This window comes from Algoriphagus sediminis (genome assembly GCF_030403435.1).
Classification (GTDB): Bacteria; Bacteroidota; Bacteroidia; order Cytophagales; family Cyclobacteriaceae; genus Algoriphagus; species Algoriphagus sediminis.
Map to the genome: position 1 here is coordinate 657,888 of NZ_JAUEPH010000002.1, position 25,971 is coordinate 683,858.

The 25,971-nt window shown below is 40.2% G+C and carries 26 protein-coding genes; 10 read left to right on the top strand and 16 right to left on the bottom strand.

The window, feature by feature from the left end; genetic code table 11:
• Window positions 1–53 precede the first annotated feature (53 nt).
• Together QVH07_RS06085 and QVH07_RS06090 are read left to right on the top strand one after the other, a co-directional pair.
• Entirely contained in the window at window positions 54–1,409 is a 1,356-nt protein-coding gene (locus QVH07_RS06085) for an alanine/glycine:cation symporter family protein (RefSeq protein WP_289999266.1), read from the top strand.
• Window positions 1,406–2,515, top strand: a complete 1,110-nt coding sequence (locus tag QVH07_RS06090; protein ID WP_289999267.1) for a glycerate kinase family protein — start codon at window positions 1,406–1,408, stop codon at window positions 2,513–2,515. Before QVH07_RS06085 ends, QVH07_RS06090 begins: the two co-directional genes overlap by 4 nt.
• Before the next feature lie 45 nt (window positions 2,516–2,560).
• Here the strand turns inward: QVH07_RS06090 and QVH07_RS06095 are convergent, their stop codons facing one another.
• The 6 genes from QVH07_RS06095 to murB all read right to left on the bottom strand — a co-directional run bounded on the left by QVH07_RS06095 (window position 2,561) and on the right by murB (window position 5,931).
• Window positions 2,561–2,710 carry a hypothetical protein gene (locus QVH07_RS06095; RefSeq protein WP_289999268.1) on the bottom strand — a complete coding sequence of 50 codons (150 nt, stop codon included), beginning with the start codon at window positions 2,708–2,710 and terminating at the stop codon, window positions 2,561–2,563.
• Window positions 2,711–2,765: 55 nt separating this feature from the next.
• On the bottom strand, window positions 2,766–3,254 hold the full coding sequence (locus QVH07_RS06100) for a hypothetical protein (protein ID WP_289999269.1): 489 nt from the start codon (window positions 3,252–3,254) through the stop codon (window positions 2,766–2,768).
• A gap of 72 nt (window positions 3,255–3,326) precedes the next feature.
• The gene (locus tag QVH07_RS06105; protein WP_289999270.1) at window positions 3,327–3,683 is read right to left on the bottom strand and encodes a response regulator; all 357 of its coding nucleotides are present in this window, start codon (window positions 3,681–3,683) and stop codon (window positions 3,327–3,329) included.
• Window positions 3,684–3,785: 102 nt separating this feature from the next.
• The gene (locus QVH07_RS06110) at window positions 3,786–4,103 is read right to left on the bottom strand and encodes an Mpo1-like protein (protein WP_289999271.1); all 318 of its coding nucleotides are present in this window, start codon (window positions 4,101–4,103) and stop codon (window positions 3,786–3,788) included.
• 6 nt (window positions 4,104–4,109) lie between these two features.
• Window positions 4,110–4,712: a DUF4136 domain-containing protein gene (locus QVH07_RS06115; protein WP_289999272.1), complete on the bottom strand. Its 603-nt coding sequence runs from the start codon at window positions 4,710–4,712 to the stop codon at window positions 4,110–4,112.
• Window positions 4,713–4,887: 175 nt separating this feature from the next.
• Window positions 4,888–5,931, bottom strand: a complete 1,044-nt coding sequence (gene murB, locus QVH07_RS06120; RefSeq protein ID WP_289999273.1) for a UDP-N-acetylmuramate dehydrogenase — start codon at window positions 5,929–5,931, stop codon at window positions 4,888–4,890.
• A 128-nt stretch (window positions 5,932–6,059) separates the two neighbouring features.
• Here murB and egtB point away from each other — a divergent pair, with 128 nt between their 5' ends.
• Window positions 6,060–7,199 carry an ergothioneine biosynthesis protein EgtB gene (gene egtB, locus QVH07_RS06125; RefSeq protein WP_289999274.1) on the top strand — a complete coding sequence of 380 codons (1,140 nt, stop codon included), beginning with the start codon at window positions 6,060–6,062 and terminating at the stop codon, window positions 7,197–7,199.
• 9 nt (window positions 7,200–7,208) lie between these two features.
• Window positions 7,209–8,177, top strand: coding sequence for an L-histidine N(alpha)-methyltransferase (locus QVH07_RS06130; protein ID WP_289999275.1), 969 nt, complete (start codon window positions 7,209–7,211; stop codon window positions 8,175–8,177).
• Window positions 8,178–8,206: 29 nt separating this feature from the next.
• On the opposite strand, the gene QVH07_RS06135 is transcribed toward QVH07_RS06130, so the two are convergent.
• On the bottom strand, window positions 8,207–9,937 hold the full coding sequence (locus tag QVH07_RS06135) for a phospho-sugar mutase (protein ID WP_289999276.1): 1,731 nt from the start codon (window positions 9,935–9,937) through the stop codon (window positions 8,207–8,209).
• Window positions 9,938–10,073: 136 nt separating this feature from the next.
• Here QVH07_RS06135 and QVH07_RS06140 point away from each other — a divergent pair, with 136 nt between their 5' ends.
• A complete protein-coding gene (locus QVH07_RS06140) occupies window positions 10,074–11,330 on the top strand; it encodes a hypothetical protein (protein WP_289999277.1) in 1,257 nt (418 codons plus the stop codon).
• Here the strand turns inward: QVH07_RS06140 and QVH07_RS06145 are convergent.
• The 8 genes from QVH07_RS06145 to QVH07_RS06180 all read right to left on the bottom strand — a co-directional run bounded on the left by QVH07_RS06145 (window position 11,327) and on the right by QVH07_RS06180 (window position 19,533).
• Window positions 11,327–11,914, bottom strand: coding sequence for a DUF502 domain-containing protein (locus tag QVH07_RS06145; RefSeq protein WP_289999278.1), 588 nt, complete (start codon window positions 11,912–11,914; stop codon window positions 11,327–11,329). The genes QVH07_RS06140 and QVH07_RS06145 overlap by 4 nt on opposite strands.
• Before the next feature lie 55 nt (window positions 11,915–11,969).
• On the bottom strand, window positions 11,970–13,064 hold the full coding sequence (gene hppD, locus QVH07_RS06150) for a 4-hydroxyphenylpyruvate dioxygenase (protein WP_289999279.1): 1,095 nt from the start codon (window positions 13,062–13,064) through the stop codon (window positions 11,970–11,972).
• 72 nt (window positions 13,065–13,136) lie between these two features.
• On the bottom strand, window positions 13,137–14,138 hold the full coding sequence (locus QVH07_RS06155) for a 1-acyl-sn-glycerol-3-phosphate acyltransferase (RefSeq protein WP_289999280.1): 1,002 nt from the start codon (window positions 14,136–14,138) through the stop codon (window positions 13,137–13,139).
• The gene (locus QVH07_RS06160; protein ID WP_289999281.1) at window positions 14,135–15,037 is read right to left on the bottom strand and encodes a bile acid:sodium symporter family protein; all 903 of its coding nucleotides are present in this window, start codon (window positions 15,035–15,037) and stop codon (window positions 14,135–14,137) included. Before QVH07_RS06160 ends, QVH07_RS06155 begins: the two co-directional genes overlap by 4 nt.
• 59 nt (window positions 15,038–15,096) lie before the next feature.
• The gene (locus QVH07_RS06165; protein WP_289999282.1) at window positions 15,097–16,866 is read right to left on the bottom strand and encodes an arylsulfatase; all 1,770 of its coding nucleotides are present in this window, start codon (window positions 16,864–16,866) and stop codon (window positions 15,097–15,099) included.
• A gap of 78 nt (window positions 16,867–16,944) precedes the next feature.
• Entirely contained in the window at window positions 16,945–17,391 is a 447-nt protein-coding gene (gene msrB, locus QVH07_RS06170) for a peptide-methionine (R)-S-oxide reductase MsrB (protein ID WP_289999283.1), read from the bottom strand.
• 95 nt (window positions 17,392–17,486) lie between these two features.
• Window positions 17,487–18,194, bottom strand: a complete 708-nt coding sequence (locus tag QVH07_RS06175; RefSeq protein ID WP_289030960.1) for a head GIN domain-containing protein — start codon at window positions 18,192–18,194, stop codon at window positions 17,487–17,489.
• A gap of 61 nt (window positions 18,195–18,255) precedes the next feature.
• Window positions 18,256–19,533, bottom strand: a complete 1,278-nt coding sequence (locus QVH07_RS06180) for an MFS transporter (RefSeq protein WP_289999284.1) — start codon at window positions 19,531–19,533, stop codon at window positions 18,256–18,258.
• Window positions 19,534–19,684: 151 nt separating this feature from the next.
• Between QVH07_RS06180 and QVH07_RS06185 the strand changes: the two genes are divergently transcribed.
• Genes QVH07_RS06185 through QVH07_RS06205 form a run of 5 tightly spaced genes read left to right on the top strand, consistent with a single transcriptional unit; the run spans window position 19,685 to window position 24,918 of the window.
• Complete coding sequence (locus tag QVH07_RS06185) at window positions 19,685–21,112, top strand: sodium:solute symporter family protein (protein WP_289999347.1); 1,428 nt, start codon at window positions 19,685–19,687, stop codon at window positions 21,110–21,112.
• Between the two features lie 2 nt (window positions 21,113–21,114).
• Window positions 21,115–21,549 carry a GNAT family N-acetyltransferase gene (locus QVH07_RS06190; RefSeq protein WP_289999285.1) on the top strand — a complete coding sequence of 145 codons (435 nt, stop codon included), beginning with the start codon at window positions 21,115–21,117 and terminating at the stop codon, window positions 21,547–21,549.
• A gap of 6 nt (window positions 21,550–21,555) precedes the next feature.
• Window positions 21,556–22,683, top strand: a complete 1,128-nt coding sequence (locus QVH07_RS06195; RefSeq protein WP_289999286.1) for an amidohydrolase — start codon at window positions 21,556–21,558, stop codon at window positions 22,681–22,683.
• Between the two features lie 2 nt (window positions 22,684–22,685).
• Window positions 22,686–23,840, top strand: coding sequence for an alanine racemase (gene alr / locus QVH07_RS06200; RefSeq protein WP_289999287.1), 1,155 nt, complete (start codon window positions 22,686–22,688; stop codon window positions 23,838–23,840).
• 7 nt (window positions 23,841–23,847) lie between these two features.
• Entirely contained in the window at window positions 23,848–24,918 is a 1,071-nt protein-coding gene (locus QVH07_RS06205; protein WP_289999288.1) for an alanine/ornithine racemase family PLP-dependent enzyme, read from the top strand.
• Between the two features lie 23 nt (window positions 24,919–24,941).
• Here QVH07_RS06205 and QVH07_RS06210 read toward each other — a convergent pair whose 3' ends face one another.
• Entirely contained in the window at window positions 24,942–25,874 is a 933-nt protein-coding gene (locus QVH07_RS06210) for a UDP-glucuronic acid decarboxylase family protein (protein WP_289999289.1), read from the bottom strand.
• Window positions 25,875–25,971: the final 97 nt, after the last annotated feature.

The window sequence follows — 25,971 nt, forward strand, 5'->3', positions numbered from 1 at the left end:
AGCCTTTCGTAAAGAGGTTGAACTTTTCATCATTTTAATTCTCAGTAATTCTTATGGGAGACTTTATTGTTTCTTTTGCAGATTGGATTTGGGGTACCCCCATGCTTATTCTTTTAATGGGAGGAGGAATTATCCTTCTCGTGCACTCGGGTTTTGTCCCATTTAGAAGGATAGGCCATGCGATAAGTTTACTGAGGGGAAAATATGATGATTCGAATATTCCCGGCCAGATCACATCCTTCCAAGCACTTTCCTCAGCCATAGCCGCTACGGTAGGCTTGGGGAATATTAGCGGAGTTGCGATTGCAATTACAATGGGTGGTCCTGGAGCTATTTTTTGGATGTGGGTCTCGGCATTCGTAGGAATGGCAACCAAGTTTTACACCTGCTCTCTTGCTATCATGTATAAAGGCAAAGACAGTAATGGTGAAATCCAAGGCGGTCCTATGTATGTGATAGAAGAGGGAATGGGAAAAAAATGGAAGTTTTTGTCCTACATCTTCTGTATTGCAGGGGTTTTGGGACTACTGGCCATTTTCCAGGCGAATCAACTCACAGCGGTTATCCGCACCGTGCTTTTAGAGCCGAATGGGCTGGATGAAGGAGACAAAACAAGATGGATTATTGGAGTTTCTATGATGGTTTTAGTGGCCATCGTTATACTTGGAGGGATAAAGCGAATTGCATCTGTAGCGTCCAAATTGGTTCCATTTATGGTCGTTCTTTATTTTCTGACCGTATTGCTTATTCTATTCAACTATCTGGGAGAGATTCCGGAGATGCTTTTGATGATAATCACGGATGCCTTTTCAGGCAAAGCGGCCGCTGGCGGGGTAGTCGGTGCCGTAATTATCACGGGAGCTCGGAGAGCAGCCTTTTCTAATGAAGCTGGGATCGGAACGGCACCTATGGTCCATGGGGCATCCAGAAACAATGAACCAATTCGTGAGGGATTGATCGCTATGCTAGGTCCATTTATCGACACCATCGTTGTGTGTACCCTTACTGCCCTTGTAATTATGGTGACCGGAGTTTGGCAAACCACAGAATCAGATGGAGTACGACTTACCTTGGCCGCTTTTGATCAGGCATTACCTGGTTTTGGCCGATACCTTTTGATGCTTGCTGTTCTTGTGTTCGCATTGTCCACCATGTTTACTTATAGTTACTATGGGCATAAGTGCTTCAATTATCTATTTGGTGCCGACAAAGCTGACTATTACAATTACTTCTATTTAATTACCATCGTGGCAGGAGCTGTGGCTTCGCTGCAGGTTGTAATCAGCCTTGTCGATGGGATGTATGCTGTTATGGCTATTCCCACGATGATTTCCACTTTCTTTTTAGCCCCAAAAGTGAGGACAGCTGCGAAGGACTATTTCCGTCGAATGAAGGATCAAAAGGCATGAAAAGGCGAATATTGATCGCACCAAATGCATTTAAGGGCACTTTAACAGCCTGGGAGGCGGGTGAGATTATCGCTAAAACCTTTGAAAAATGTTCTTCTGAGTCTAGTTTCCATATATGTCCAATTGCGGATGGAGGGGACGGTACTTGTGAATTAATCACAGATTATCTGCAATTAGAAAAAATAACTCACTGGACGCTTGATCCCGTTGGAAGGCCAATTCAGGCTGATTATGGTTGGAAGGCTGATGAACGAAAAGCATTTATTGATGTATCGGCAGCCTCTGGACTGGGAGGTTTAGAATTTAGTCTTCAAAATCCTAAAAATACATCGACTTTTGGAACCGGAGTTTTAATCCATGAAGCAATCAAAAACGGCTGTAAAAGCATCGTTCTTGGCCTTGGTGGCTCAGCAACAATCGATTTAGGTCTTGGAATCCTTCAGAAACTGGGTATTATTTTCTTGGATAAAAATGGAAGGGAAATACCTGCTTTCAGTCCGAATTTCTTATCTCGAATCGAACATATTCAAGTTAAACACCCCATCTCAGATATCGAATTTGAATGTCTCTGTGATGTGAGCAATCCATTCTTTGGAAAGGAGGGAGCAATTCCAGTTTTTGGAAGGCAGAAAGGGTTGGAGGAGGATGAGTTTGAATCCTATGAAATGGTCTGTGAGAAAGTGATCCAATTGCTGGAAAAAAAGAGCAAAAAGTCCATTAAAGATATTGGAGGATTTGGTGCGGCAGGTGGAATAGCCTATGGACTCTCATTTTTCTTTGATGTGAATATGAAACTGGGAGCGCCATTTTTCTTTGACTCAGTACAAATTCATGAATTAATTCAGGACGCGGACTTAGTTATTACAGGAGAGGGAAGATTTGACATGCAATCTGCCAAAGGCAAAGGTCCATTCGAATTAAAAAAACTTTGTGATAACTACGGAAAAGATTGTCTATTGATCAGTTCAGGAGATGCAGGAAAAGAAGCGGGCTTCTCACATTTTCTTCAACTACCAGATCTTGATTTGATAAATCCAGACGTTAAACTTGAGGCCAAGAGGAGTTTAGAACATACCGTTGAGCTTTTTGCGAAAAATTGGGCATAAAAAAAGGAGGTAATTACCTCCTTGAATATTTTTTTTAATTCAGACTTAATCTTCTGATTTCTTTTTTCCAAACAGGGTTGACCTTGCGTCCACTGCTGATAAACCTGCTCCTAGACCTGCAAGGATACATACAATAAGAAGGAATAATTGTGCTCCACCAGCGATGGGTGAACTGAAGACATCAAGTAGTACCATATTTTTTGTTTTCTAAAGTTGCACGAAGATAAAATCAAGCTTTTAAATTAACAACCTAAGTTTGAATTGTCTCCACCTTTTTCTGGACTAGTGCTTCATCCAAATCAATTTCTGGATTATTTTCTACCCATTGTTCGCGGAGCATATTGGCCCAAGTCCTGAGGTAATAAACCACATCCTCCTTTTTATTTTTATTCAACTCATTTCTTTTAGGAAGAGGGATTTTAGATAGTATCCTTCGATCAGTCAGAGTTTCTAAATGCTTAAGATCTTCGGTGGTCAATCCGATATCAAGCATTTTTTGGATCATTAGATCCATAGGGTATCCGCTCGTAGGACAAAACTCCAATATTTGTTCTGTCCAATCACCATGCCTTTGCATCGCATATCGATGAATTTCACCTTTACTTAGTTTGGTCAACTCCTGTGCGAGATTCCCACAATTACAGGCTCCCATGTGTCCCCACTGATAGGATGCCCCTGATTCTAATTTGTTTGCCGTCCTCTCAAGCGCTGAAATAATTTCAATTGTTGCTTTTGCCATAATCTCACTGTTTGCCTACTAAACTAAATAGACAAAATCAGGTTTGAAAATTCCTACTAAAATTTTGAAAGCTTAAGAAAAAATTCTTGAAATAGCCTTTTTGATCAGGGGCTTGGAAAGATAGTCTTTCACCATGGAGTAGCTTGATGCCCGATTGATATCTCTTTCATCCACAGAACTACTCAAAATATAAATGGAAGTACCTTCACTCTCACCATTCAATGAATCCAAAAAATCCCAGCCATTCATTTCCGGCATATTGAGATCGAGAAACAGGTAGTTAGGCCTTAACTTATAAAGTTCTCCCAAAGCCTTTCTTGCATTGGTGAATTTGAAAAATTGCACCGGCTCCTTCACGTTCTTTTCTATTAACTTTTCCGTCACAAACGTGCTAATCGGATCATCATCTATAAGTACAACCTTCAACATTGAAATGCAAAAAAAGGATTTTGAAATGCATTAATTATGTTGTAAAAGTATGAACTAATTTCTGTCTTTCAAACTTTTTCTCTTCAACCAAGGCAAAAACATCTATTTTTGGGGTTTAAACTTCTCTTTTCCCTTTAAAAGATCGAAAAAGAGAATAAAATCGGAGGCCAAGCTGTAAAAGGGGTATTTAAAAGTGGCAGGTTTATTCTTTTCAAAAAAGAAATGTCCTACCCAAGCAAATCCATAGCCAACCAATGGGATAGTGAGTAGGAGCCAATAATTGTTAAGAAAAATGGCCGCAGCCAGTATAAAAAACAAAAGACCGGTACCTACAAAATGCAATGTTCTACAGGTTGGGTCCTGATGTTCCTGTAAATAATAAGGGTAGAACTCCTTAAGACTGGTGTATCTGGTTTCCATAATTAGTTATTTTGGGTTCTGGTTAACTTCTTGAATAAACCGCTCTACTATTTTATCCACTGTTTTTAATACTTTTTTCTCCTTGGTGGTTTGACTTCCTACTTCTGTCACTCCGGTCAATGTCATCAAGAACTTATCTTCTTCAGGATCTATAAAATCAACAATTACTTGAACTAACTCATAATTGTCGATTCTGACCTGAAAATCATCCATCATAGGCCCATACGGATTAAACATCCAAGGGTCATAAATCCTATTTCCCCAAAATCGAGTGGGGTAAGGGTTTGGACGGATTTCTTTTTGCCTTGGGTCCTCATTTGAGGTGTAGCGTATTACAACATCTGGTCTGTTTTTTTCATAAAGCATCCCAGCATTTTCTAAATTTTCCTTTAATCGAATCTGTACATTTTGATCAAGAAACTGAGATGAAAAACCCCTAATTCCGATTTCCTGATTCACAATTACAAAGGACTCGTAATCTTTCCTTGGGGCGATCTCTGAGTTTTCCTTGAAAATATCAATAGCACTACAACCCGTTAAGACCAGGCTGATCATAAGGCTATAAAGGAAAACTGGAAGCTTTTTGAAGTTGATGGATGGGTGATACATATTCTTAAACTTCGTCTTTCACTTAAAGTTAATACATTTCTGTTTAGTTGAAAATGGAAGATTCTAACCTATGTTTTCGATCCATGAAGGTCTTAAAAGGGATAGAATATCCACTTCAATTTTTTCGAATGAAAACAGAATACCTACTAAAAAACGCTAATTAAGGGCTCTCGGTTTAAACAAAATTAACCTCTGGCATTAAAAGAATATCAAATTTTTCCTTGACTGAGGACTGAATTTTTTTTGCTAATTCTACAATTTCCTTTCCTTCTCCCTGCCCATAATTCACCAAAACCAGCGGTTGTTTTTGGTGAACTCCGATGTTTCCAAATCTCTTTCCTTTCCAGCCGCTATTCTCAATCAACCAGGCTGCGGGGACTTTAACGCCATTCTTTTGAACATAACCGGGGATGTTTGAATATTGCTTTTTGAGCGCTTCAAAGCTCTCTTGGGAAATGGTAGGATTTTTAAAAAATGATCCAGCATTGCCGATTTCAGCTGGGTTCGGAAGTTTAGATTCCCTGATTTTAATTACTGCTTTACTTACATCACGCACCGTGACTTCCTGAATTCCCATTTCTTTGAGAGTTTCTTTGATAATCCCGTATTCTGTGTTTAAAGTCGGATTTTTGGAAAGCCTGAAGGTCACGGATGAGATGATATATTTGCCCTTAGCCTTATTCTTGAATATGCTTTCACGATATCCAAATTGGCATTCAGTTTTATTGAAAGTCTCCAGTTCTAAGCTTTCCCTATTTAAAGCTTCTAATTCATAGAAGACTTCTTTTATCTCTACCCCGTAAGCTCCGATATTTTGCATAGGACTGGCACCAACAGTACCTGGAATAAGTGAAAGGTTTTCTATTCCACACCAGCCTTTTTCAATGCTTTGCATGACGAAAGCATGCCAGTTCTCACCTGCACCCACCTTCACAAAAACTTCATCCTGGTCTTCCTTCAATATTTCAACTCCTAATAGCTTGATAAGGATCACGAGTCCTTTAAAGTCTTGAGTGAGTAGAATATTGCTTCCGCCCCCAATGATTAATATTTCGTGCTTATTCTCTTTTGCCCAGAGTAAGGCCTTTTTCAGATCTTCTACATCGGAAACTTCAACGAAAAAGCTTGCCATGTGATTTATTCCGAAGGTGTTATATGGAAAAAGAGAAACGTGCTGCTTAATTTTCATTTTTGGAGCTTGTTTTTGCGAAGAAAGCAAGATTTATGCGAATCGGCATTTCAGAAGGAATTAAAAATTCAAAAATCACCTTCCAAAATCATAAACTCGACAGAAATGGCAGAAGAATCCAATAAAAGTATATCTTCAAGAATTAACTTTTTACCACAATGAACACCCGAGAGCGATATTTGTCAGTCAGACAATATTCCCTGGATTTATGTAAAAACCTGATAAAAGAAGACTTTGGGCTGCAGGCCTCCGAAGAAGTTAGCCCCCCAAAGTGGCATTTGGCGCACACTACTTGGTTTTTTGAGCAATTTATCCTCATCAATTATATGGATGATTATAAGGTTGCTCACCCTCAGTTCAATTTCCTATTTAATTCATATTACAACACCCACGGAAACAGGACAGCTAGAAATCAGCGTGGCTTGATGTCGCGACCTGGTGTGGATGAAGTATTGGAATACAGGAAATACGTGGATGAGGCAATGTTACGTTTGATTGAGCAGGGAAATGAGGAAGTGGAAAAACTGGTGATCCTTGGTACACATCACGAACAACAACATCAGGAACTTCTAATCACAGATTTGAAATTTAGTATTTGGCACAATCCACTGGATGTCCAAGTCATGGATGTCCATGAATACCCAACTGAAAAGGAAAATGGATGGGTAGAGATGAGCGAAGGATTGTATCAAATTGGCCATAGGGGAGATGGGTTTTGCTTTGATAATGAACTAGGGCCACATAAAGTGTTTTTGCAACCATTTTCTATTGGAAAGAATCTCGTGAGCAATGAAGAATACCTCGCTTTTGTGGAGTCAGATGGGTATCAAAACCCAAAATATTGGCACGATGAAGGTTGGGCCTGGGTGAAAAGGGATAAAATAGATGCTCCTTTATACTGGGAAAAACGAGATGGGAAGTGGACCTATTACACGTTAAACGGTAGGGAGGAGATTGACCCAAAATCCCCAGTTGCCCATGTGAGCTTTTACGAGGCCTCTGCTTATGCGATGTGGAAAGGGCTGAGGCTTCCCACAGAATTTGAATGGGAAGCTTCGAATGAAAGGTTTAAATGGGGTTCTCGATGGGAGTGGACCAATTCCGCCTATCTGGCTTATCCAGGGTTTAAAATCGCCCCGGGAGCCCTAGGAGAATATAATGGGAAATTTATGGTAAACCAGATGGTGTTACGAGGTGCTTCCATAGCCACTTCTCCCAACCATTCCAGAGCTACTTATAGAAACTTTTTCCATCCTCATTTGAGATGGCAATTTATGGGGATTCGCTTAGCCAAATAATTAGAGAGAATGTCAGCAAAGAAAAATCTTGATTTGGGCAGTTTTGCTCAGGATGTTTTGATTGGACTATCGTCAAAGCCTAAGTCAATACCTTCCAAATATTTTTATGATGCCACAGGGGATAAACTTTTCCAACAGATCATGGCAATGCCGGAATATTATCTGACCAGAAAGGAATTTGAAATTCTTGAAAACCAGCACAAATCCATTTTAAAGAAAATCTTGTCTAAAAATGAGCCATTTAATTTGGTCGAACTAGGGGCTGGTGATGGACTCAAGACGAAAATACTACTCAGGTATTTGGATGTAATTGGCGCAGATTTCACTTATTTTCCAATTGATTTTTCGGGAACAGTTTTGGAAGAATTAAAAGGCAGCCTTGCAGAGGAGCTTCCAAACCTTCCAGTGAAACCCATTGAGGATACCTACCGAGGCTCACTCTTAAAAAGGGAATGGGAGAATGGTAAGCCTTCCCTGATTCTTTTCCTTGGAGGGAATATTGGAAATTTTCCATTAAAGGAAGCCCGCGATGTACTGGATCATCTGAGGCTGGGAACGGTGTTTGGGGACGAAGTACTTTTAGGCTTTGACCTCAAAAAAAATCCACAGACCATTCTGGATGCCTACCATGACAAAGAAGGAATCACGCGAGAATTCAATCTAAACCTACTGAAAAGAATGAACCGGGAGCTCGGAGCTAATTTCGATGTGGAAGAGTTTATGCATTGGCCAAGTTACAACCCCGTGAATGGTGAATGTAGAAGCCATCTAGTCTCATTGAAAAAGCAAAAGGTGGATATTACTGCGCTTAACCAAGCTTTTGAATTTGAGGCTTTTGAGCCGATTTTTATTGAAATCAGTAAAAAGTATAATCTGGGTGAGATTAAAAAATTAGCTCGCCGTTCTGGTTTTGAATTGAAGGAGGCCTTTTTGGATGGGGAATCTTTTTTTGCAGATGTCCTTTGGGAAAGGGTTTAAAAAAAGCCGGATTCAGATCCGGCTCATTTTTAACTGAAGTAGCTTTTTAGACCTTCCATTTTTTCGACCAATTCCTGTTCTACTTTTCGGTAGTCATCCTCTGAAGCTAAAGGGGAGTTCACAGAGAAATAGTATTTAATTTTTGGCTCAGTTCCTGATGGTCGTGCAGAAATTTTGCTTCCATCTTTCAGGTAAAACTGGATTACATTAGATGAATCCATATCAAGCTTTTCCTCCGTTCCAGATAACACATTTTTGATGGTTCCTTCCTTTACATCGATCACTTTTTCTACAGGGATTCCATTCATTTCGCTTGGTGGATCCGTTCTAAATCCATTCATCAAAGCTTGAATTTGTTCTGCACCGTCTTTTCCCTTTTTGGTCACAGAAATCAAAGACTCCTTGTAGAAACCAAATCTCTCATAAACCTCTGCGAGAACTTCAAAGACTGTTTTCCCTTGGGTTTTGTAATAGGCGATCGCCTCAGCAACCATTGCACAGGCACTCACTCCATCCTTATCCCTGACAAAATCACCGACCAGATAGCCATAAGACTCCTCGCCACCACCCACGAAAGTTTCTTTCCCTTCGAGTTCTCTGATGATGGCTGCTATGTTTTTGAATCCAGTAAGAACATTGAAACATTTTACTCCGAACCCTTCTGCAATCCGATTGATCAACTCGGTGGTTACGATGGTATTCACCATAAACTGGTTTCCATCTAGCTTTCCCGCTTCCTTCCATTTGCTTAAAAGGTAATTTGTGAGCAAAGTCCCAGTTTGATTTCCATTCAGCAGCTCATACTCACCTTTTTCGTTAGGTACTACTGCAGCATAGCGATCTCCGTCTGGGTCACAGGCTAATACCAGTTCTGCATTAACCTCTTTCCCCAGTGCGACGGACATGGACAAGGCCTCTGCTTCTTCAGGATTTGGATAAATGACAGTTGGGAAGTTACCATCAGGTTCGGCTTGTTCCTTCACCACATGAATATTCTTGAACCCAAAAGCCTTCAAAGCCGCAGGAACCATTTTGCCTGATGCACCATGAATAGGACTGAAGACTATGGGCATGTCTTCATTTGACTTAATCGCTCCTGGTGATAGGCTTAAGCCCTTTACTTTTTCAAGGTAAATCTTATCAAAATCTTCTTCAATATAATGGAAGAGCTCTTCGTTCTTGTTCCAATTCACCTTGTCGAACGAAGATATTTTATTCACCTCATCGATGATATTTTTATCATGAGGAGCAACTACTTGAGCGCCGTCGTCCCAATATGCTTTATAGCCATTGTATTCCTTTGGGTTATGTGACGCAGTGATCATTACGCCACTTTTGCATCCGAAATGCCTCACGGCAAAACTTAACATAGGAGTAGGGCGCATCTCTCTGAAATAGTATACATGAATTCCATTTGCTGTAAGAACATCTGCAGTAGTTTTCGCAAAGAGCGTATTGTTGATTCTACTATCATGGGTAATAGCTACGCGTATTTCTTCCCCTGGAAAACATTTCAGAAGGTAATTCGCAAGGCCCTGAGTAGCCATCCCAACCGTATAGACATTCATTCGGTTAGTTCCTACCCCCATAAGCCCTCTAAGACCTCCAGTACCGAATTCTAAATCCTTGTAAAAGGAATCAATGAATTCAGTGGGGTCAGAATCCCTAAGCTTTTTAATTGATTCTTTTGTAGTCTGATCTACATTTCCTTCAAGCCATTTTTGTGCTCTTTCGGTAATTTTTGGGTCGATATTGCTCATTATCTTTTAAATTCTTAAAACACTCAAGATATCGAATTTGTGAAAAATAGCTATGCAATTCAGTGAGAGTTTTGCTTTGTAAACGGTTAAACAATAATCCAAGGATTGCATTATTTTTGCAAAGCTTTCTAAGTATATGCGCCAAATTCTACTCATCACCCTTTTCCTTTTCATTTCTTCTCATTCTGTTTTCAGTTACAACGAAGTACTGGTGGTGATGAATCCGGATACTCAGGACTCAATTGGATTGACTGTTAAGCCTTTGGTCATTGATGAGAGTTTTACCGGGAAGGTCGAATTGGCTAGTAGGATGCCGGATTCAGAGATCAAAGAAAGAAAGCTTAACTGGGCCATCCGGAAACTGGATCGCTGGGGTAAGCCTTCCACCATACATCAAAGCTCCATTCCACTTTTCCAGGGAACTAAATTTTCTGGAAGAACTCTTTTTTTGGATTTGCCTGAGAGATGGGAGCGGGGGGATTTTCTTGAGTTGAGTTTGGTGGATGATAAGGGTAAAGAAATTAGTAACTGGACATACCCATTCCTTTTGCCATTCGAAATGAATGACAAAGTATTAGGACCTTATAAAAGGATTGCGAGGGAGCCATTAAGTCTTCAGGAAATTGATGGCGATTTAATTCTAATCGCAGGTACAAGGAAGTTTGTCTTTGATATGAGAGCGAATTACCTCCGTGAGATATGGTTAGATGGTGAGATGATACCCTTTGCGCAAGTCTCTTACTCTATAGAAGGTTTAGATCTTTTGAAAGGAAAAAAGTATTACGATTGGAATTCCAATGGCTCTTTGACGGTGTACTTTGAGTTTACACCTTCTGATTCTAAGGTTGCTTGGACTGTATTCGCAGATGGTAGGTTAAAACTAGAAACCGATTTATATATTTCTGATAATCAAATAATTAATAAACCAGGATTAGGATTTGATTTAAATGAAAACAAACTGAAGGAGATTAAATGGATAGGAAATGGTCCAAAGGCTGAATCCGTTCTGCATTCTTCAAAGTTTGGAATTTGGCAAAGCTTTCTGAATGAGAATTCTAATCCGGATTTTTCAATGGGTGGAGGAATAACAAGTGAAGCTGATCTCTACGCTTTAAGATTAAAATTTGAGAGAACAGATGTAATAATCAGATCGGAAACTCAAGGAATATTTTTTGAATTACAGAATCCAATCTGGGGTACTTCCAATAGCGACTTACCAATTACCTATTCTATTAATTCTGATTTAGGTTTGCTCATTAATAAGGATGACTTTTATCAAGCTTATGTTCCTGAAGCAGAAAGCAGCCCCTCAGGAGAAGGAAGTCAACAAGCAACACAAAACGAATTTAAAAAAGGTTTAACCCTTTGGTTCGACTTCAAAAAAGCACCTTAATGGATTTCGTTGCTTAACAGTTTTTCAGTATTAGTTCCGAGTTGCCGCATTATTTTGACTATGGTGTCCTTGCGGTAATTGGTTTTTGTGACATCTTTTTCTTTGAAAATTATCACATTTCCTTCCCAGGCGGAAGGAGACCCAGGTACAAAAACCACCAGATCTCCATTTGCGAGGGTATCCACATGAAAACCGAACATCTGCCCATCAATGGGAACGAGCACAATTGGGAAATCTTTACCACTGTCAATTCCAGCTTTAGCTTCCATTGTAGTTTTCATCAGCTGATATCCAGGTATAAAGGTTAGAATGTTATTTTCTATCCAGTTAACTATCACCTTTTTCTTCCTGTATTTTGTCAACCACCCAAGAATGAGACTGATAAGAAGGAGCAAAACAATACTGCTTGTGAAAGGATAGTTCAAAAAGAAACCATCAGCATTCACTAGGGAAGCAAGTTCTAAAGACAATGGCCGAGCAATAGCAACAGCTTTCTCAAAAAGGATGATTAATAAAACGATGGGAAGAAGGAAGAATATTCCCGATTTGATTAATCCTGAAAGAGAGCGGAATAGATTTTTCATGTGCTAAAGGTTTCAGGAAGATAAAAAAAGCCGGCGAATTTCGCCGGCGTTAAACTTAGAGATTTCCTCGGAGTTCCTGCTCCCTTTCTATTGCCTCAAAAAGAGCCTTAAAGTTCCCTTTCCCAAAGGATTTGGCACCTTTTCTTTGTATGATTTCAAAAAACAAGGTCGGTCTGTCCTGGACAGGTTTGGTGAATATTTGAAGTAGATATCCTTCATCATCACGATCTACCAAAATATTTAAATCCTTCAGTGGCTGTAGATCTTCATCGATTTTGCCTACTCGATCCAAGAGATCATCATAATAGGTGCTGGGTACCTCCAGAAACTCAACTCCTCTTTTTCTCAGCTGGCTTACCGTTTCGATAATATCATTGGTAGCAATGGCCATATGCTGAACTCCAGCTCCGTTGTAAAAGTCCAGATACTCTTCGATTTGGGACTTTTTCCGTCCTTCTGCAGGTTCATTGATAGGAAATTTGATGTAGCCATTTCCATTAGATACCACTTTTGACATGAGGGCTGTGTATTCAGTGGAAATGTCCTTATCATCAAAAGTTACCAAAAGGCTGAAGCCCATGACCTTTTCATAAAAGTCTACCCACTGATTCATTTCACCTAGTTCCACATTACCGACGCAATGATCAATGTATCTCAATCCTATAGGCTCAGATTTGTATGTGCTTTTTCTCGGAACAAAACCTGGTAGAAAAACACCTGAATAGTTTTTGCGCTCGACAAAAGTGTGGATAGTCTCCCCATAAGTGCGAATAGATGCAACTTTAACCTCACCATGTTCATCTGAGAGAATCTGAGGCTCTGAATAAGAAACTGCCCCACGCTTTGTTGTCTCCTCCCATGATTTTTGTGCATCATCCACCCAAAGGGCTAATACTTTTACCCCATCTCCATGCTTTGCGATATGTCTGGTAATGTCATGATCTTCTACAAGAGGTGATGTAAGAACCAGCCTGATTTTATCTTGCTTTAATACGTAAGAAGCCCGATCCTTGACACCCGTCTCTGGTCCTTGATATGCAATTAATTCATAACCAAAAGCATATTGATAGTAAAGTGCTGACTGCTTTGCATTTCCGACATACAGTTCCACGTAGTCGGTTCCGTTGATAGGCAGAAAATCTTGATTCATTGGAAGTTTATTTTGGGTTTATTTTCATGCGAAGTTATAAATTCCCTCCTTTATTTCAGGAATCCTTCTTCCTTATTCTTGAGGATTTTGGTTCGTCCAAAGACTAACCAAACCCAAAAAAAGAATCGCAATGGCCCAGGCACCGATTGAAGTTTCCAGTGCTAGCCCTAGCAAAATAAGGTACCAGATTAGTGCAAGACAAAATCCAATAAGAAACTTGAAAGTGGAATAAAAGACCGTGTCTTTTATTTTTGGCCTGAGCCAAAGCCAGATGAGAAATAATGGGAAGTGATAAATTTTCATCAGCTTATTTGGCAGTAAACTAGGATTCCCAACAGGGATATTGACTTTCCCATTCTCAAAGTAATTCTTTACTGCAATAGGGCTACTTAAGTCAACACCTTTATCGAGTAACTCAGCAAGGTTTTTTTCATAGTTTTCGGAGGGTATTTCCACCATCAAATCTTTGACAGATTCCTGAACTTTTTTGGTGAGAAGCCCCGATTTGGCGGGAGGCATATCTACCGGTATGGCCTCACCAAAAATTATCCTCACCACACTTCCGGACCTTTTATGGGCGCTAAAATTTATTCCTACAGGTAAAATCACCGGTTCGAGCTCAGGATACTTCTCCTTCAGGCCAAAGGCCATTCGAGTAAAACCTTTACTTAGTGGTCGGATAAACCTTTGAAGACTGTGACTTCCCTCTGCGAAAATGATCACAGTTCCGTTTTTTCTTAGTACTTCGAAGGTCTGGTTAAAGGTATTCTCATTCTTTTGGATGGATGAAAATCCATCCCTTACTCTATAAACCGGGAGCATCCGGATCAAATGAAGAAGTTTAGCAGCGATTGGGTTTTTAAAGACCGAAGCCCGTGTGAGAAAATGAGGATTCAATCGGGTATGGGTTGCAAGAAGGAGGGGGTCGATCAGGGCATTTTGATGATTTGCGACAAGGATTACTGGTCTGTTTTTAGGAATATTCTGTTTGCCTTCCACATAAATCCTATGGAAATAGAGATGCAAAGCAACTTTAACAAGCAATCTCAAACAGAAATTCAAAAAGTCTTTCATGTGTATCTTTTCCAGATCGAGGCAATTAGCATTCCTGATATCAGGTGCCAGATTCCCCACCAGGCAGTGATGATAGCCATTCCTCCCAAACCTTCAAAATAAGTGAAGATCAAAACAAGTCCCAAGCCGGAGTTCTGAATACCCGTTTCTATGGTTAAAGATTTTACGTCTGCCAAAGGCATTTTAAATAATTTACCCGTGGTAAAACCAGCTCCCAAGGCCACCAAGTTATGGGCTAGTACCCAAAGAAAAATAAGGGAGATGTATTTTAGGAAAAGGTCGAAATTTCCTAAAAATGCGATGACTACAAAAGCCGCGAAAATTAATATGCTAAGAGGCTTAAGAATTTTTGATGCTTTCTCCGCAAAACCAGGAGATTTCTTTCGAGTCAAAATTCCAAGTATTAATGGAATTCCAAGAATTAGGGCCACAGTGGTGAAAACATCAGCATAATCCAGACTGATCTCCCTCAATAATTCTGAGGTGGGAGAATAAAGTCCTGCCCAGAAAGCAAAATTAAGAGGTGTGCTGATTATAGATATAGTACTTGAAAAGCCTGTCAGACTCACAGATAGGGCAGCATTACCCTTGGCTAGGCTGCTAAGGAAATTCGATACGTTGCCGCCGGGGCAAGCAGCAACAAGAAACATTCCCAATGCAACAGAAGGTGGTGGATTGATAATCAGGACCAATGCCCAGGTAAGAAAGGGGAGAAGCAAAAACTGTGAGAAAAGACCGAGGAAAAAACCTTTTGGATTTTTTGTTAAGTATTTAAAGTCCTCAACCTTCAAGTCAAGAGCAACTCCATACATAATCAGTGCAAGCGCCAGGTTCAGGAGAAGTAGGTCATCCGGAGAAAAATTTAGACGAATTGAATCAAGTGGGTTTTCGCTTTGCATTCGCTTGGATTAGGCCGGGCTTAAATTCATCCTTCAATTATAAAGAAAAAATATTTGCTTCATCGGATAGGTCTAGGCATATCAATTCGGTCCATTCTTACCCAAAATGGGAAAATTCGAGAACCATCACATTGATAAAAAGGAATTAAATCTCCATGATAATCATGTAGTGCTACATTTTCCAGAATGACGACATCTGTTTCTTCTTTGACTGACTTTCGAAACACATATGGCCCGAACTCCATAATTACTAGTCCTCCAGCTGGGACGGGTTTAATGAATTTAAACTCAACATTGTAAAGCCCCTTTTCCGTCTTCACATCCCACTTGCCGAAAATATCTTCCTGAGCCCATATACCTCGATCCCCACCGGCATCATTTCTGTTCAAATAGGATGGATTTTCAAAGATGGTTCCCACATGAATGTAGGGGGGGGTAAGTATATTTTCAGAGTGGATTAGCTCCCGGTATGTTTCATCCAATCTGGATTTCAAATCCTCTATAATTTGAAGGTTTTTGAAAGATAAGTTTTCTAATTCACTCGGGTTTGAATGATAGTCAAAAAAACTAAAATCAGAATTGTCACCGTCAAAGTCCTGGTCGGCTATCAGCCGGTATGTACCTCTTTGCAAAGCAATATTTTGATACAGCGTTGGATATTTTCTGGTCCAGTAAAAGAATAGCACTCTGTCTTTCTTGGATTCATTTTCATTCCTCAAATACGGAAGGAGGCTCATCCCATCAAGTTTTCGATCAGTTGGAGTTTTTAGGTCTAATATATCGGCAAGGGTGGGGAAAATATCTATATGAGCGGCTGTTTGATCAATTTTACGATTTCCTTGAACCAAAACGGGGTGGCTGATAAGTAATGGGACGCGAACACCACCTCGAAAAACAGAGCCTTTCCGCCCTCTCATTCCTGCCACGTATCTTCTTTGCTGAGGGCCATTATCGGTCATAAATATGATAAGCGTATTTTCCAGTTTTCCAGATTCTCTCAAGGAGCTAAATAGTCGATTTAAGTTTTCATCGATATTACTGATCATTGCGTAAACCCTCCTTGCATCTTCCTTATTTTTTTCAGTCAGTTCTAGACCATGGGGATTGTTTGCTTCCAGCAAAAGCTGTGGGTCAACATCCTTATAGGGCTCTAAGTATTTATCTGGAACCTGTAATGGGGTGTGGGGAGCATTGAAGGATAAGTAAAGAAAAAATGGTTTTTCATCTGTTTGAGCGGCAAATTTGATTGCCTCATCCGTGAAAATGTCGGAACAGTATCCGAAATACTTTTCTTGTCTGCCATTCTTCCAAAGCACAGGATCGAAATAGCTTCTGTCTCCTTGAAAATAGGTCGTAAAATCACCAACCTGACCCATACCTCCTGATAAATGGATGACCGACTCGTCAAACCCCTGATCCTTTGGACGACTAGGGTAATTATCGCCAAGATGCCATTTTCCAAAAATTCCCGTTCGATAATCCTCTTTTTTAAGCATCTCAGCAATCGTAATTTCATCGGCAGACATAATGGCGCCACCATTGTAGGTATCACGAACTCCCGTTCTAAGGGAGTACCTTCCAGTCATTAAACTCGCACGTGTTGGAGCGCATACCGGGGAGACGTAATAATCCATAAATTGGGCGCTAACGGCAGCCAGTGAGTCTAGGGTCGGAGTTTCTATCTGGGAATTTCCAGTAAATCCAAAATCACCATAGCCTTGATCATCCGTGATTATTAGGAGGATATTAGGCTTTTCAGCTTGTGCAAAGCTGTTTTGGATACCTAGGCTAAAAGCCAATAGCGGAAGAATGAGTGATGAATTTTTCATAACGGGAAGAGTAAAGGAATTTATAATAATTACTCTTCCAGTCAAAGCCCCTATAAGGTAAGTAGAAATCCAGCGGTACTATTCCTCAATTTTCTCCAGAGAAAGGGCATTTACGCAGTATCTCAAACCGCTAGGTTCTGGCCCATCTGGGAAAATATGTCCCAGATGAGAATCACAAACATTACATAGTACTTCCACTCGAATCATTCCAAAGCTGGTATCCTTGTGATAAGCCACTACATTCTCTTCAATCGGCTGAGTAAATGAAGGCCAACCAGTCCCACTTTCAAATTTCACACTGGCATCAAAAAGAGGAGTTTTGCAGCATTTGCATGCATATTTACCTGGTTCAAAAAGCCCACACATATCTGAGCTATGTGCTCTTTCAGTTCCCTTAAGCCTGGTGATTTCGAATTCTTCGGTAGTTAAAATCTTTTTCCATTCCTCGAGAGACTTTTCTACTCTTTTGGGAGGAGTAGGGTTTCCATTGACCGTAAACCGAATGATGTCATTCCACTTTAGCATATGCGAGCAAATCTATTTGAGATGGTAATAAATCTTTAAGAAGAACCAAGATTTGATCGGACAAGTTTAATAGCTAAGCATTTTTTTAGACTGAATTAATTGGCAGTGACTTTCCCTATTCCGTTGATTTGTCGATCGATTATTGTCGGGTCTCCGCTATAACTGACCGAACCTATTCCATTTACATTTAATGATAATTCGTTTTCACAGTGAATGTCCACTTTTCCTATTCCATTGGAGGCGAGGTTGAGGTTTTGGACTATCAAATCAGCCGCGTCAATTTGTCCTAGACCATCATTGGTAAGGGCCATACGCTCCGCTGATCCATTCATGCTCACCCGACCTAAAATATCAAATCTAGCTTCGATTACTTCGGCTTCTAGTGCCAACTGGATATTTCCAATTCCGCTTCCACGAATTTTGACTTCGTCAACTACAAACTCCCTCTCCATTTCAAAATTACCAACCCCATCAAAGGTAAGCTCTTCAAGATCCGAAATAGTCAGGGTTATTTTTGGGGTAGAAACACTGGAAAATATGTTCGACTCTGCATCATAGGTAATCGACAGAGTGCCTCCATTTTCGTTGATTTTGACCGCTTCAACGGCATCCTCATCACCTTCTATGTAAAGGGAGGGATTATCGCCTTGGATTAATCTCAGGTCAATTACTCCTGCTATTCGGAGCTTTGTGGGATTGTTAATTCTGAATTCCTCGTCTATGGTTACTTCAGATTTCTTGCTGAAAACACAGCCGCTTAGTGTGGCTACTAGGAGTAGCGTTGCAATTAAATTAGTCTTCATAGTAAGTTGGTTTTAGAACCAGAAGATAGTTAAATTTTAAGAATTACAATTCTGAGGAGTCTTACACCTTTGCTTCTTTACCTCCGTATTTTTTATGGAAAATGTATGCTGCCAGTCCGCCGAGGAGTGAAAATGCAGAAAGTAATCCGAAAACATATTGATGACCTAATTCTCCAGGAAACTCATCAAGAAAATAGCCCATTGCCGGTCCGGCAAAAACATCAGGAGTATATCCTACCAGAGATATCACACCCACTGCGGTTCCCGTAAGCATCAACGGGATTTGTCCTTTCTCCATTACAGCATAGTATAAGGCCCGAAGAGCAAATACTCCTGTTGCCAGGAAAATGGCTGAAAAGAAAAATAATACAACGTGATTAGGCCCAATTATTCCTGAGGCGAACAGAAGAGATCCTAAAGCAGAAAGAACAAAGCTAATCCAAAGCCACAGAGTCGTATTGGTTTTATCAGCTATCAAACCAAATGAGATTCCAACAATCGGGCGCATAACCAACAGAAAAGTGCCAATCTGTGCGGAATATATTTCATCGTAACCCATTACGACTTGAGCATAAAGAGAAAAGATATCGGTAACCTTGTACCCAACATATGCACAAAGGATAATCATCATCAATAACCAAACAGAAGGAAGTTTAAGTACCGCTTTGAGCTGACTTATTGAAATGGTTTTGACAGAGCCTTCCTCTTCATTTTTACCCTCTACTTTAAGAAAAAACCAAACAAGAAAACCTACGAGTAGGATGAAAAAGGAGAAAAGCCAAATAACGTATTTAAAGGTTTCTTGCCGAGATTCGAGAGGTGAGTTTATGGCTTCTTCTGGTGAAAATAATGCGAAAACCAAAACTCCTAAACTTCCTATAGCAGCACCCACAAGGCCCCTTCCACCGTCTGAAATTCCAAAAGCTTTGCCTTGAGAAGTTTTACCACCCCAAACTCTGGTGGCCTTAATCATGGGAGCCCAAAAGAGAAAAATAGTTGTAAAACCCCAAAAACCATAGAGAATTTGAAGACCCAATAATCCTGGGAAACTGGTCATGAAAAATCCGCCAAGTGCTGTGGCCCAGAGCGAAATGGCGATTAGTTTTCTTGGTGGATATCGATCAGCTATAGGTCCTCCAAATAAATAACTTGCCATAGCCACTGCTCCATAAGCAGAAAAACATAGGCCCAGCTCTACATTATTCAGATTAAACACATCCATGACAGTAGGCCTGAAAATCCTTGGCAAAACAAAAGGCAGGATAAAAATGGCTTCACCCGAAAGAATGAGTAGAAATAAGTAAAATGGATTTTTAAAAGATTTTGACTTTTGGTTCAAGATAAAATAGAATCAGAGAGAATAATGCTCAGAGCAATCAAATAGTCTGGAAAAGCCATAATAAGAAAAATCATCAACTCTTTCTCAGGCCAATCCAATAAGCCTGGATTTTTATTTACTTCAGTTTATTGCCAACTTAGCGAGCGTTTTGATCAATCCAATAGATCTAACCATATTCATAGTTTATCTCCTCGCCATGCTCGGTGTAGGCTTTTACTTTCTGCGTAAAAACGAAAGTGTAGAAGATTACTACGTGGGAGGGAGGAAAATGAGTAGCCTGCATATCGGTCTAAGCGTGGTTGCAACTGATGTCGGTGGAGGTTTTTCTATAGGCTTGGGAGGCTTAGGCTTTGCCATAGGCATAGCAGGCAGTTGGATGTTATTTACAGGGCTTATAGGGGCTTGGCTGAGCGCAGTTTTATTGATACCCAGAGTATTCAAAGTTCTCAAGCTTAAACCTTTGTTAACCTTTCCTGAGCTTTTTGGACATTTTTTTGATCGTAGGGTAGCCCTATTAGCAGGAATTATTTCAGCCATTGGGTATCTGGGATTTACCAGTGCCCAGATCCTTGCTGGCGCAAAGCTAGCGACAGCCACCTTCCCAAGTATGGACTTGGATCAGGCCATTTTAATTATGGGAATCACAGCAGTGGTTTACACGGTCTTTGGAGGATTGAAGGCAGTGATTTACACAGATACTTTTCAATGGCTTCTTTTAATGGGAGGTTTAATTTTCATTGGAATTCCCCTTGGTTATACCGCGATTGGAGGTTGGTCAGGAATCAAAGACACCCTTGATCCAAGTTTCCTGGATATCTGGAATATAGAGTGGCAGCAGCTGGTGAATTGGGGTGTGACGATCATACCCATATGGTTTATTGCCATGACTCTTTATCAAAGAATTTATGCCAGTAGGGATGAAAAGACTGCTAGAAAGGCCTGGTATATCGCGGGTATCTTCGAGTGGCCGATTATGGCCTTTATGGGTGTGCTACTTGGTTTATTTGCGCGAGTAGCCATCCAGCAAGGAATGTTTGAAAGCATTGGGTATTCTGAGGTTTCACAGATGGATAGCGAAATGGGACTTCCTGTGTTACTCAGAACTATATTGCCTGTAGGTCTCATGGGTTTGATGATGTCTGCCTATTTTTCTGCAATCATGAGTACAGCCGATAGCTGTCTCATGGCAGCAAGTGGAAATGTGGTGACGGATATCATTGGGTTTTTTCGAAAAATATCTGAAAAATCCAGTCTCAGATATTCTCAAATCGCCACCTTTCTGATCGGGGTTGTAGCCTTGCTTCTGGCGCTCACCATGACCAACGTGCTTGAGTTGATGCTTTTATCCTATTCATTTATGGTCTCTGGACTTTTAGTTCCACTCTTAGGAGCTTTGTTCTACAAAAGAAGAAAATCTTCAGCGGCTTTAGCGTCTATGATCACTGGAGGAAGCGTGACCCTGACTTTGGAGATTCTAAAAAAAGAGAGTCTAATTCAAATGCCATTAGGACTCGATCCGAATATTTTTGGAATTCTGATGGCACTTATTGTTTATATCATTGTTCTGAATAAAAAATAATCATGCAAATCACGAGAATAGAAGGAGGCAACGGGCCTCATAAGGCTTTTAATAATGACAGAATCGCAGACTTTCTTTTCCAACATCTTGATCAATATGGAGATGAGAGAAAAGATATCATGAAATGTCTCAATTATGTCTTCGAAAAGGGAGGAAGTATTTCCATCGCTCACGAAGGGGAAACCATGAAAGGGGTAGTGGTATTGAATGATACAGGTATGGAAGGTTATATTCCAGAAAATATTCTGGTTTATATTGCCGTGGATGCTAGTACTAGAGGACAGGGGGTAGGTAGAAAACTTATCGAGGATGTACAGTCTAAAACCAAAGGAAGTATTGCACTCCATGTGGAGCCAGATAATCCAGCAAAGAAGCTGTATGAACGACTGGGTTTTACGAATAAGTACCTGGAGATGCGTTGGACCAAAGCAAATTAATGGTTTATGGAGCTGAGTGAACTTCAGCAAATCAGGAAGTACCTTCATGCCCATCCTGAGCTTTCTGGAAAGGAATTTTCAACACAGGAATATTTAAAAGACCTACTGTCAACCCTTAATTTTTTCAAGTTAATTAAGGTTGGAGGAACAGGTCTGGCCGTTTTTTTTAAAGGAACAGAGCCCGGACCAAAACTGATGTTCCGCACCGAAATCGACGCTTTACCTATTCAGGAAAAAAACAGCTTTGACCATAGGTCAAAAACAAAGGGCGTTTCACATAAGTGTGGACACGATGGTCATTGTTCCATTTTGATTGGCCTGTCTGATTACCTTTCCTCAGCACAAAATTTCAAAGGAGAAATATGCCTTCTGTTCCAACCAGCTGAGGAAACTGGAAAAGGCGCAGAGTTGGTCTTAAATGATGAAAAATTTGAGTTTGAACCTGATTTTGTCTTTGCATTACACAATCTGCCTGGTTTTGAAAAGGGTAAAATCATTTCGAGAACAGGAAGTTTTACTGCTTCAGTACAGAGTTTAATTCTGAGGTTTGAAGGGAGTACCTCGCATGCTTCCGAACCGGAAAAGGGTGTCAATCCGGGGCTTTGCATAGCTGAAACCATCAGTTTTTCAAGCTCATTGAATTTCCAAGAAGTCCATTCCGATGATTTTGCTTTGGTGACCTTGGTGCACAGTGTTTTAGGAGAAAAGGCATATGGTGTTTCAGCTGGCTATGGAGAACTTCATTTTACCCTTAGATCTTGGAGCAATGTGAAAACCGAGGAGTTGACAGCAAAAATAATTTCTAAAGCCATGGACCTTTGTAATTTCTATGGGCTGAAACTTAATTTTGAGATATTAGAAAAATTCGAAGCCACAATAAACAGTCAGGAGGCCTTTGATTTTGTGAAAAAGGCAGCTGATAATTTAGGCTTGACCTTTGAAGAAATAGAGACTCCTTTTAGGTTTGGGGAAGATTTTGGTCTTTTTACAAATAAATTTCAAGGGGCAATGTTTGGTTTAGGTGCAGGAATATCTACTCCTGCACTTCATGCCGAGGATTATGATTATCCTGATGAAATTACCCCTGTGGGATTAAACATGTTTAAAGAGATAGTCACGATCACTCAATCATAAAAATGGAAGGAACCAGCTACATTGAGCTCAGTAAAGAGGCTGTAGAGAATAATTTCAGTTATTTGAATAGCCTTGTAGGTCCTGATACCTTGGTTTCACATGTGGTGAAAGGCAATGCTTACGGACATGGAATTGACACTTATGTTCCTCTTGCCTTAGAGAAGGGAGCAAAGCATTTTTCGACTTTTGATGCTCACGAAGCTTACAAGGTTCATCAAGTTACGGATGGAAAAGTTCCGGTGATGATCATGGGGATGATCCTAAATGATCAGCTTGAGTGGGCCATTGAGAATGGGATTGAGTTTTTTGTGTTTGAGTTCGACCGTTTGAGGGAGTGTATCAAAGTGGCAAAGAAAATAGGCAAGCCTGCTTTGATACATATAGAATTGGAAACAGGAATGAACCGAACTGGCTTTGAGTTCGACAAACTTAATGAGGTTCTGAGGTTAGTTCACTACTATCCAGACCAGGTCGAAATTAAGGGCATTTGTACACATTATGCAGGTGCTGAAAGCTTTGCGAATTTTTTTCGGGTCAAAGCTCAATTCCAAAAATTCAAAAAAGGGGTAAAATTTCTTGCTAAAAACAACTTGAAAGCTGAGCGACTTCATACAGCATGTAGTGCAGGTGCAGTAAGATTCCCTAAGTCAAGATTCGATATGGTAAGAATTGGGATCTTACAATACGGATTCTGGCCTTCTCAGGAAACCTATATAGAGAAAATCAAGCCTGTAGGGATTGGTGATGAAGATCCGCTCAAAAGAGTGATTAGCTGGAAAAGCAGAGTGATGGATGTGAAAACGGTGAATCAAGGGGAATATATTGGGTATGGAATGAGCTATCTGGCTACTTCTGAGATAAAAGTTGCAACAATTCCCGTTGGATATGGTCATGGTTTTAGCAGATCATTAAGCAACACTGGCCGGGCACTGGTAAAAAACTCAAGAGTTTCTGTAATAGGAACAGTGAATATGAATTTGATGTTACTGGATGTGACCCATGTTGATGGAGTAGAAAAGGGAGATGAAGTGGTTCTGATAGGAAATCAAGGAGATCTGAGTATTTCTGTGGCATCCTTTGGTGATTTCAGTGATCAGTTGAACTACGAATTACTGACTCGATTGCCTCGAGATATTCCTAGAAAAATCGTAAAATAGAGATTGTATGGCATATATAACCCTAAATAGGGCAAAGCTTAAAAAGAATTATGAATACCTCGATAACCTGTTTAAAGAGAATGGTATTGAATGGGCGATAGTGACTAAAATGCTTTGTGGATATGAACCCTACTTAAAAGAGGTTTTGGATCTTGGCATAAAAGAGGTATGTGATGCAAGAATCAGTAATCTAAAAAAAATCAAAAAACTGGCCCCTGATGTTCAGACAGTTTACATAAAGCCACCTGCAAAGCGAGAAATCGAGAATATCGTCAGGTATGCAGATGCCAGTTTTAATACTGAGTACAGGACTATTAAGCTTCTTTCAGAGGAGGCTAAAAAGCAAAATAAGCTTCATAAAGTGATCATTATGATCGAACTAGGTGATCTTCGGGAAGGGGTTATGGGAGATACCTTAATGAGCTTTTATGAGTCCATCTTTAAGCTACCAAATATCAAAGTAACCGGAATTGGTTCAAATTTGAATTGCCTTCATGGGGTTATGCCCAGTCACGATAAGTTTATACAACTATCTCTTTATGAGCAACTTATAGAGGCTAAATTCAACCAAAAAATACCTTGGGTGACAGGTGGGACTTCTGTGGTAATCCCACTTCTACAGATCCATCAATTGCCTAAAGGAATCAATCATTTCAGAGTAGGAGAGACCTTATATTTTGGGACGGATCTGGTGAATCATACTGTATTTGAAGGAATGGAGCCTGATGTGATCCGACTTTATGCCGAGATTATTGAGATTACAAGAAAACCTGTCGTTCCAATAGGGACTTTGGAAGCAAATCCCAGTGGGGAAAAATTTGAAGTGGATACGAATGATTATGGTCGAACTACCCACAGAGCCATCCTTGATCTAGGTTTACTGGATATCAATTCTGATTTTTTGATCCCTGAGGATGCTTCATTTGAATTCGTGGGAGCAAGCAGCGATATGCTTGTCATAGATATCGATGACAATGACCAAGGCTACAAAGTAGGAGACCTTATCCCTTTTGACCTCAAGTATATGGGTGCTCTCACCCTACTTAACTCTGAGTACATCGAGAAAAAGGTAATCTAAAGGCTAATTCTTTAAGGTTTTTATTAGATAATCGACTCGAAATAGGCAATGGTTTTTTCCAAGCCTTCTCTCAATGGGATTTTTGGTTCCCAGCCTAACTCTTCTTTTGCAAGATCAATCACTGGTTTTCTTTGAAGTGGATCGTCTTCAGGTAGTGGAAAATGAATCAACTTACTTTTACTTGCTGTCAATTCAATGATCAATTGAGCCAGTTCAAGCATGGTGAATTCACCAGGATTACCAATATTCACAGGGCCTGTAAAACCATCCCGACTATTCATAAGACGGTACATTCCTTCGATATTATCATCTACATAGCAGAAAGATCGGGTTTGCTGGCCATCCCCGTATATGGTTATATCTTCTCCTTTTAAGGCTTGCACTATGAAGTTACTCACGACTCTACCGTCATTTGGGTGCATTCTTGGTCCATAAGTATTAAAAATCCTCATGACCTTTATATTCACTCCATGCTGGCGATGATAATCAAAGAATAAAGTTTCAGCACATCTTTTCCCCTCGTCATAACAAGCTCTGGGACCAAGGGTATTCACATTTCCCCGGTAGGATTCAGGCTGTGGGTGCACTTCAGGATCACCATAAATTTCAGAAGTACTGGCTTGAAGAATTTTAATTTTAAGGCGTTTAGCCAAACCAAGCATATTCATCGCTCCAATTACCGAAGTTTTAGTGGTTTGGACTGGATCGAATTGATAATGGATTGGAGAAGCAGGACATGCCAGATTATATATTTCATCTACTTCGACAAAAAGCGGGTGAGTTATATCATGCCTTAACAACTCGAAATTTTTGTTATCCAGTAAATGATGGATATTCCTTCTATTTCCTGTGAAGAAATTATCCACGCATAATACTTCATTTCCTTCACTTAGTAGTCGATCACACAAATGGCTTCCGAGAAATCCTCCGCCACCACTAACTAGTACTCTTTTCATTTATTCAGTTCCTTAAAAATCGATGGGTAAAAATAGACAAATGATTCACAATACAACCCCTGACTTTCGATAATTGAACCGTTTTACTCGTCCAATT

What these genes read in the sequence shown, in the direction of transcription:
- QVH07_RS06085 (WP_289999266.1), top strand. Translation starts at nt 54, where the DNA reads ATGGGAGACTTTATTGTTTCTTTTGCAGATTGGATTTGGGGTACCCCC.
- alr (WP_289999287.1), top strand. Translation starts at nt 22,686, where the DNA reads ATGGAAGGAACCAGCTACATTGAGCTCAGTAAAGAGGCTGTAGAGAAT.
- QVH07_RS06105 (WP_289999270.1), bottom strand. Translation starts at nt 3,683, where the DNA reads ATGTTGAAGGTTGTACTTATAGATGATGATCCGATTAGCACGTTTGTG.
- QVH07_RS06155 (WP_289999280.1), bottom strand. Translation starts at nt 14,138, where the DNA reads ATGAAAGACTTTTTGAATTTCTGTTTGAGATTGCTTGTTAAAGTTGCT.
- msrB (WP_289999283.1), bottom strand. Translation starts at nt 17,391, where the DNA reads ATGCTAAAGTGGAATGACATCATTCGGTTTACGGTCAATGGAAACCCT.
- QVH07_RS06210 (WP_289999289.1), bottom strand. Translation starts at nt 25,874, where the DNA reads ATGAAAAGAGTACTAGTTAGTGGTGGCGGAGGATTTCTCGGAAGCCAT.
- QVH07_RS06160 (WP_289999281.1), bottom strand. Translation starts at nt 15,037, where the DNA reads ATGCAAAGCGAAAACCCACTTGATTCAATTCGTCTAAATTTTTCTCCG.
- QVH07_RS06175 (WP_289030960.1), bottom strand. Translation starts at nt 18,194, where the DNA reads ATGAAGACTAATTTAATTGCAACGCTACTCCTAGTAGCCACACTAAGC.
- QVH07_RS06145 (WP_289999278.1), bottom strand. Translation starts at nt 11,914, where the DNA reads ATGAAAAATCTATTCCGCTCTCTTTCAGGATTAATCAAATCGGGAATA.
- QVH07_RS06205 (WP_289999288.1), top strand. Translation starts at nt 23,848, where the DNA reads ATGGCATATATAACCCTAAATAGGGCAAAGCTTAAAAAGAATTATGAA.
- QVH07_RS06195 (WP_289999286.1), top strand. Translation starts at nt 21,556, where the DNA reads ATGGAGCTGAGTGAACTTCAGCAAATCAGGAAGTACCTTCATGCCCAT.
- QVH07_RS06090 (WP_289999267.1), top strand. Translation starts at nt 1,406, where the DNA reads ATGAAAAGGCGAATATTGATCGCACCAAATGCATTTAAGGGCACTTTA.
- QVH07_RS06190 (WP_289999285.1), top strand. Translation starts at nt 21,115, where the DNA reads ATGCAAATCACGAGAATAGAAGGAGGCAACGGGCCTCATAAGGCTTTT.
- QVH07_RS06135 (WP_289999276.1), bottom strand. Translation starts at nt 9,937, where the DNA reads ATGAGCAATATCGACCCAAAAATTACCGAAAGAGCACAAAAATGGCTT.
- egtB (WP_289999274.1), top strand. Translation starts at nt 6,060, where the DNA reads ATGAACACCCGAGAGCGATATTTGTCAGTCAGACAATATTCCCTGGAT.
- hppD (WP_289999279.1), bottom strand. Translation starts at nt 13,064, where the DNA reads ATGAATCAAGATTTTCTGCCTATCAACGGAACCGACTACGTGGAACTG.
- QVH07_RS06100 (WP_289999269.1), bottom strand. Translation starts at nt 3,254, where the DNA reads ATGGCAAAAGCAACAATTGAAATTATTTCAGCGCTTGAGAGGACGGCA.
- QVH07_RS06165 (WP_289999282.1), bottom strand. Translation starts at nt 16,866, where the DNA reads ATGAAAAATTCATCACTCATTCTTCCGCTATTGGCTTTTAGCCTAGGT.
- QVH07_RS06095 (WP_289999268.1), bottom strand. Translation starts at nt 2,710, where the DNA reads ATGGTACTACTTGATGTCTTCAGTTCACCCATCGCTGGTGGAGCACAA.
- QVH07_RS06115 (WP_289999272.1), bottom strand. Translation starts at nt 4,712, where the DNA reads ATGTATCACCCATCCATCAACTTCAAAAAGCTTCCAGTTTTCCTTTAT.
- QVH07_RS06140 (WP_289999277.1), top strand. Translation starts at nt 10,074, where the DNA reads ATGCGCCAAATTCTACTCATCACCCTTTTCCTTTTCATTTCTTCTCAT.
- QVH07_RS06130 (WP_289999275.1), top strand. Translation starts at nt 7,209, where the DNA reads ATGTCAGCAAAGAAAAATCTTGATTTGGGCAGTTTTGCTCAGGATGTT.
- QVH07_RS06110 (WP_289999271.1), bottom strand. Translation starts at nt 4,103, where the DNA reads ATGGAAACCAGATACACCAGTCTTAAGGAGTTCTACCCTTATTATTTA.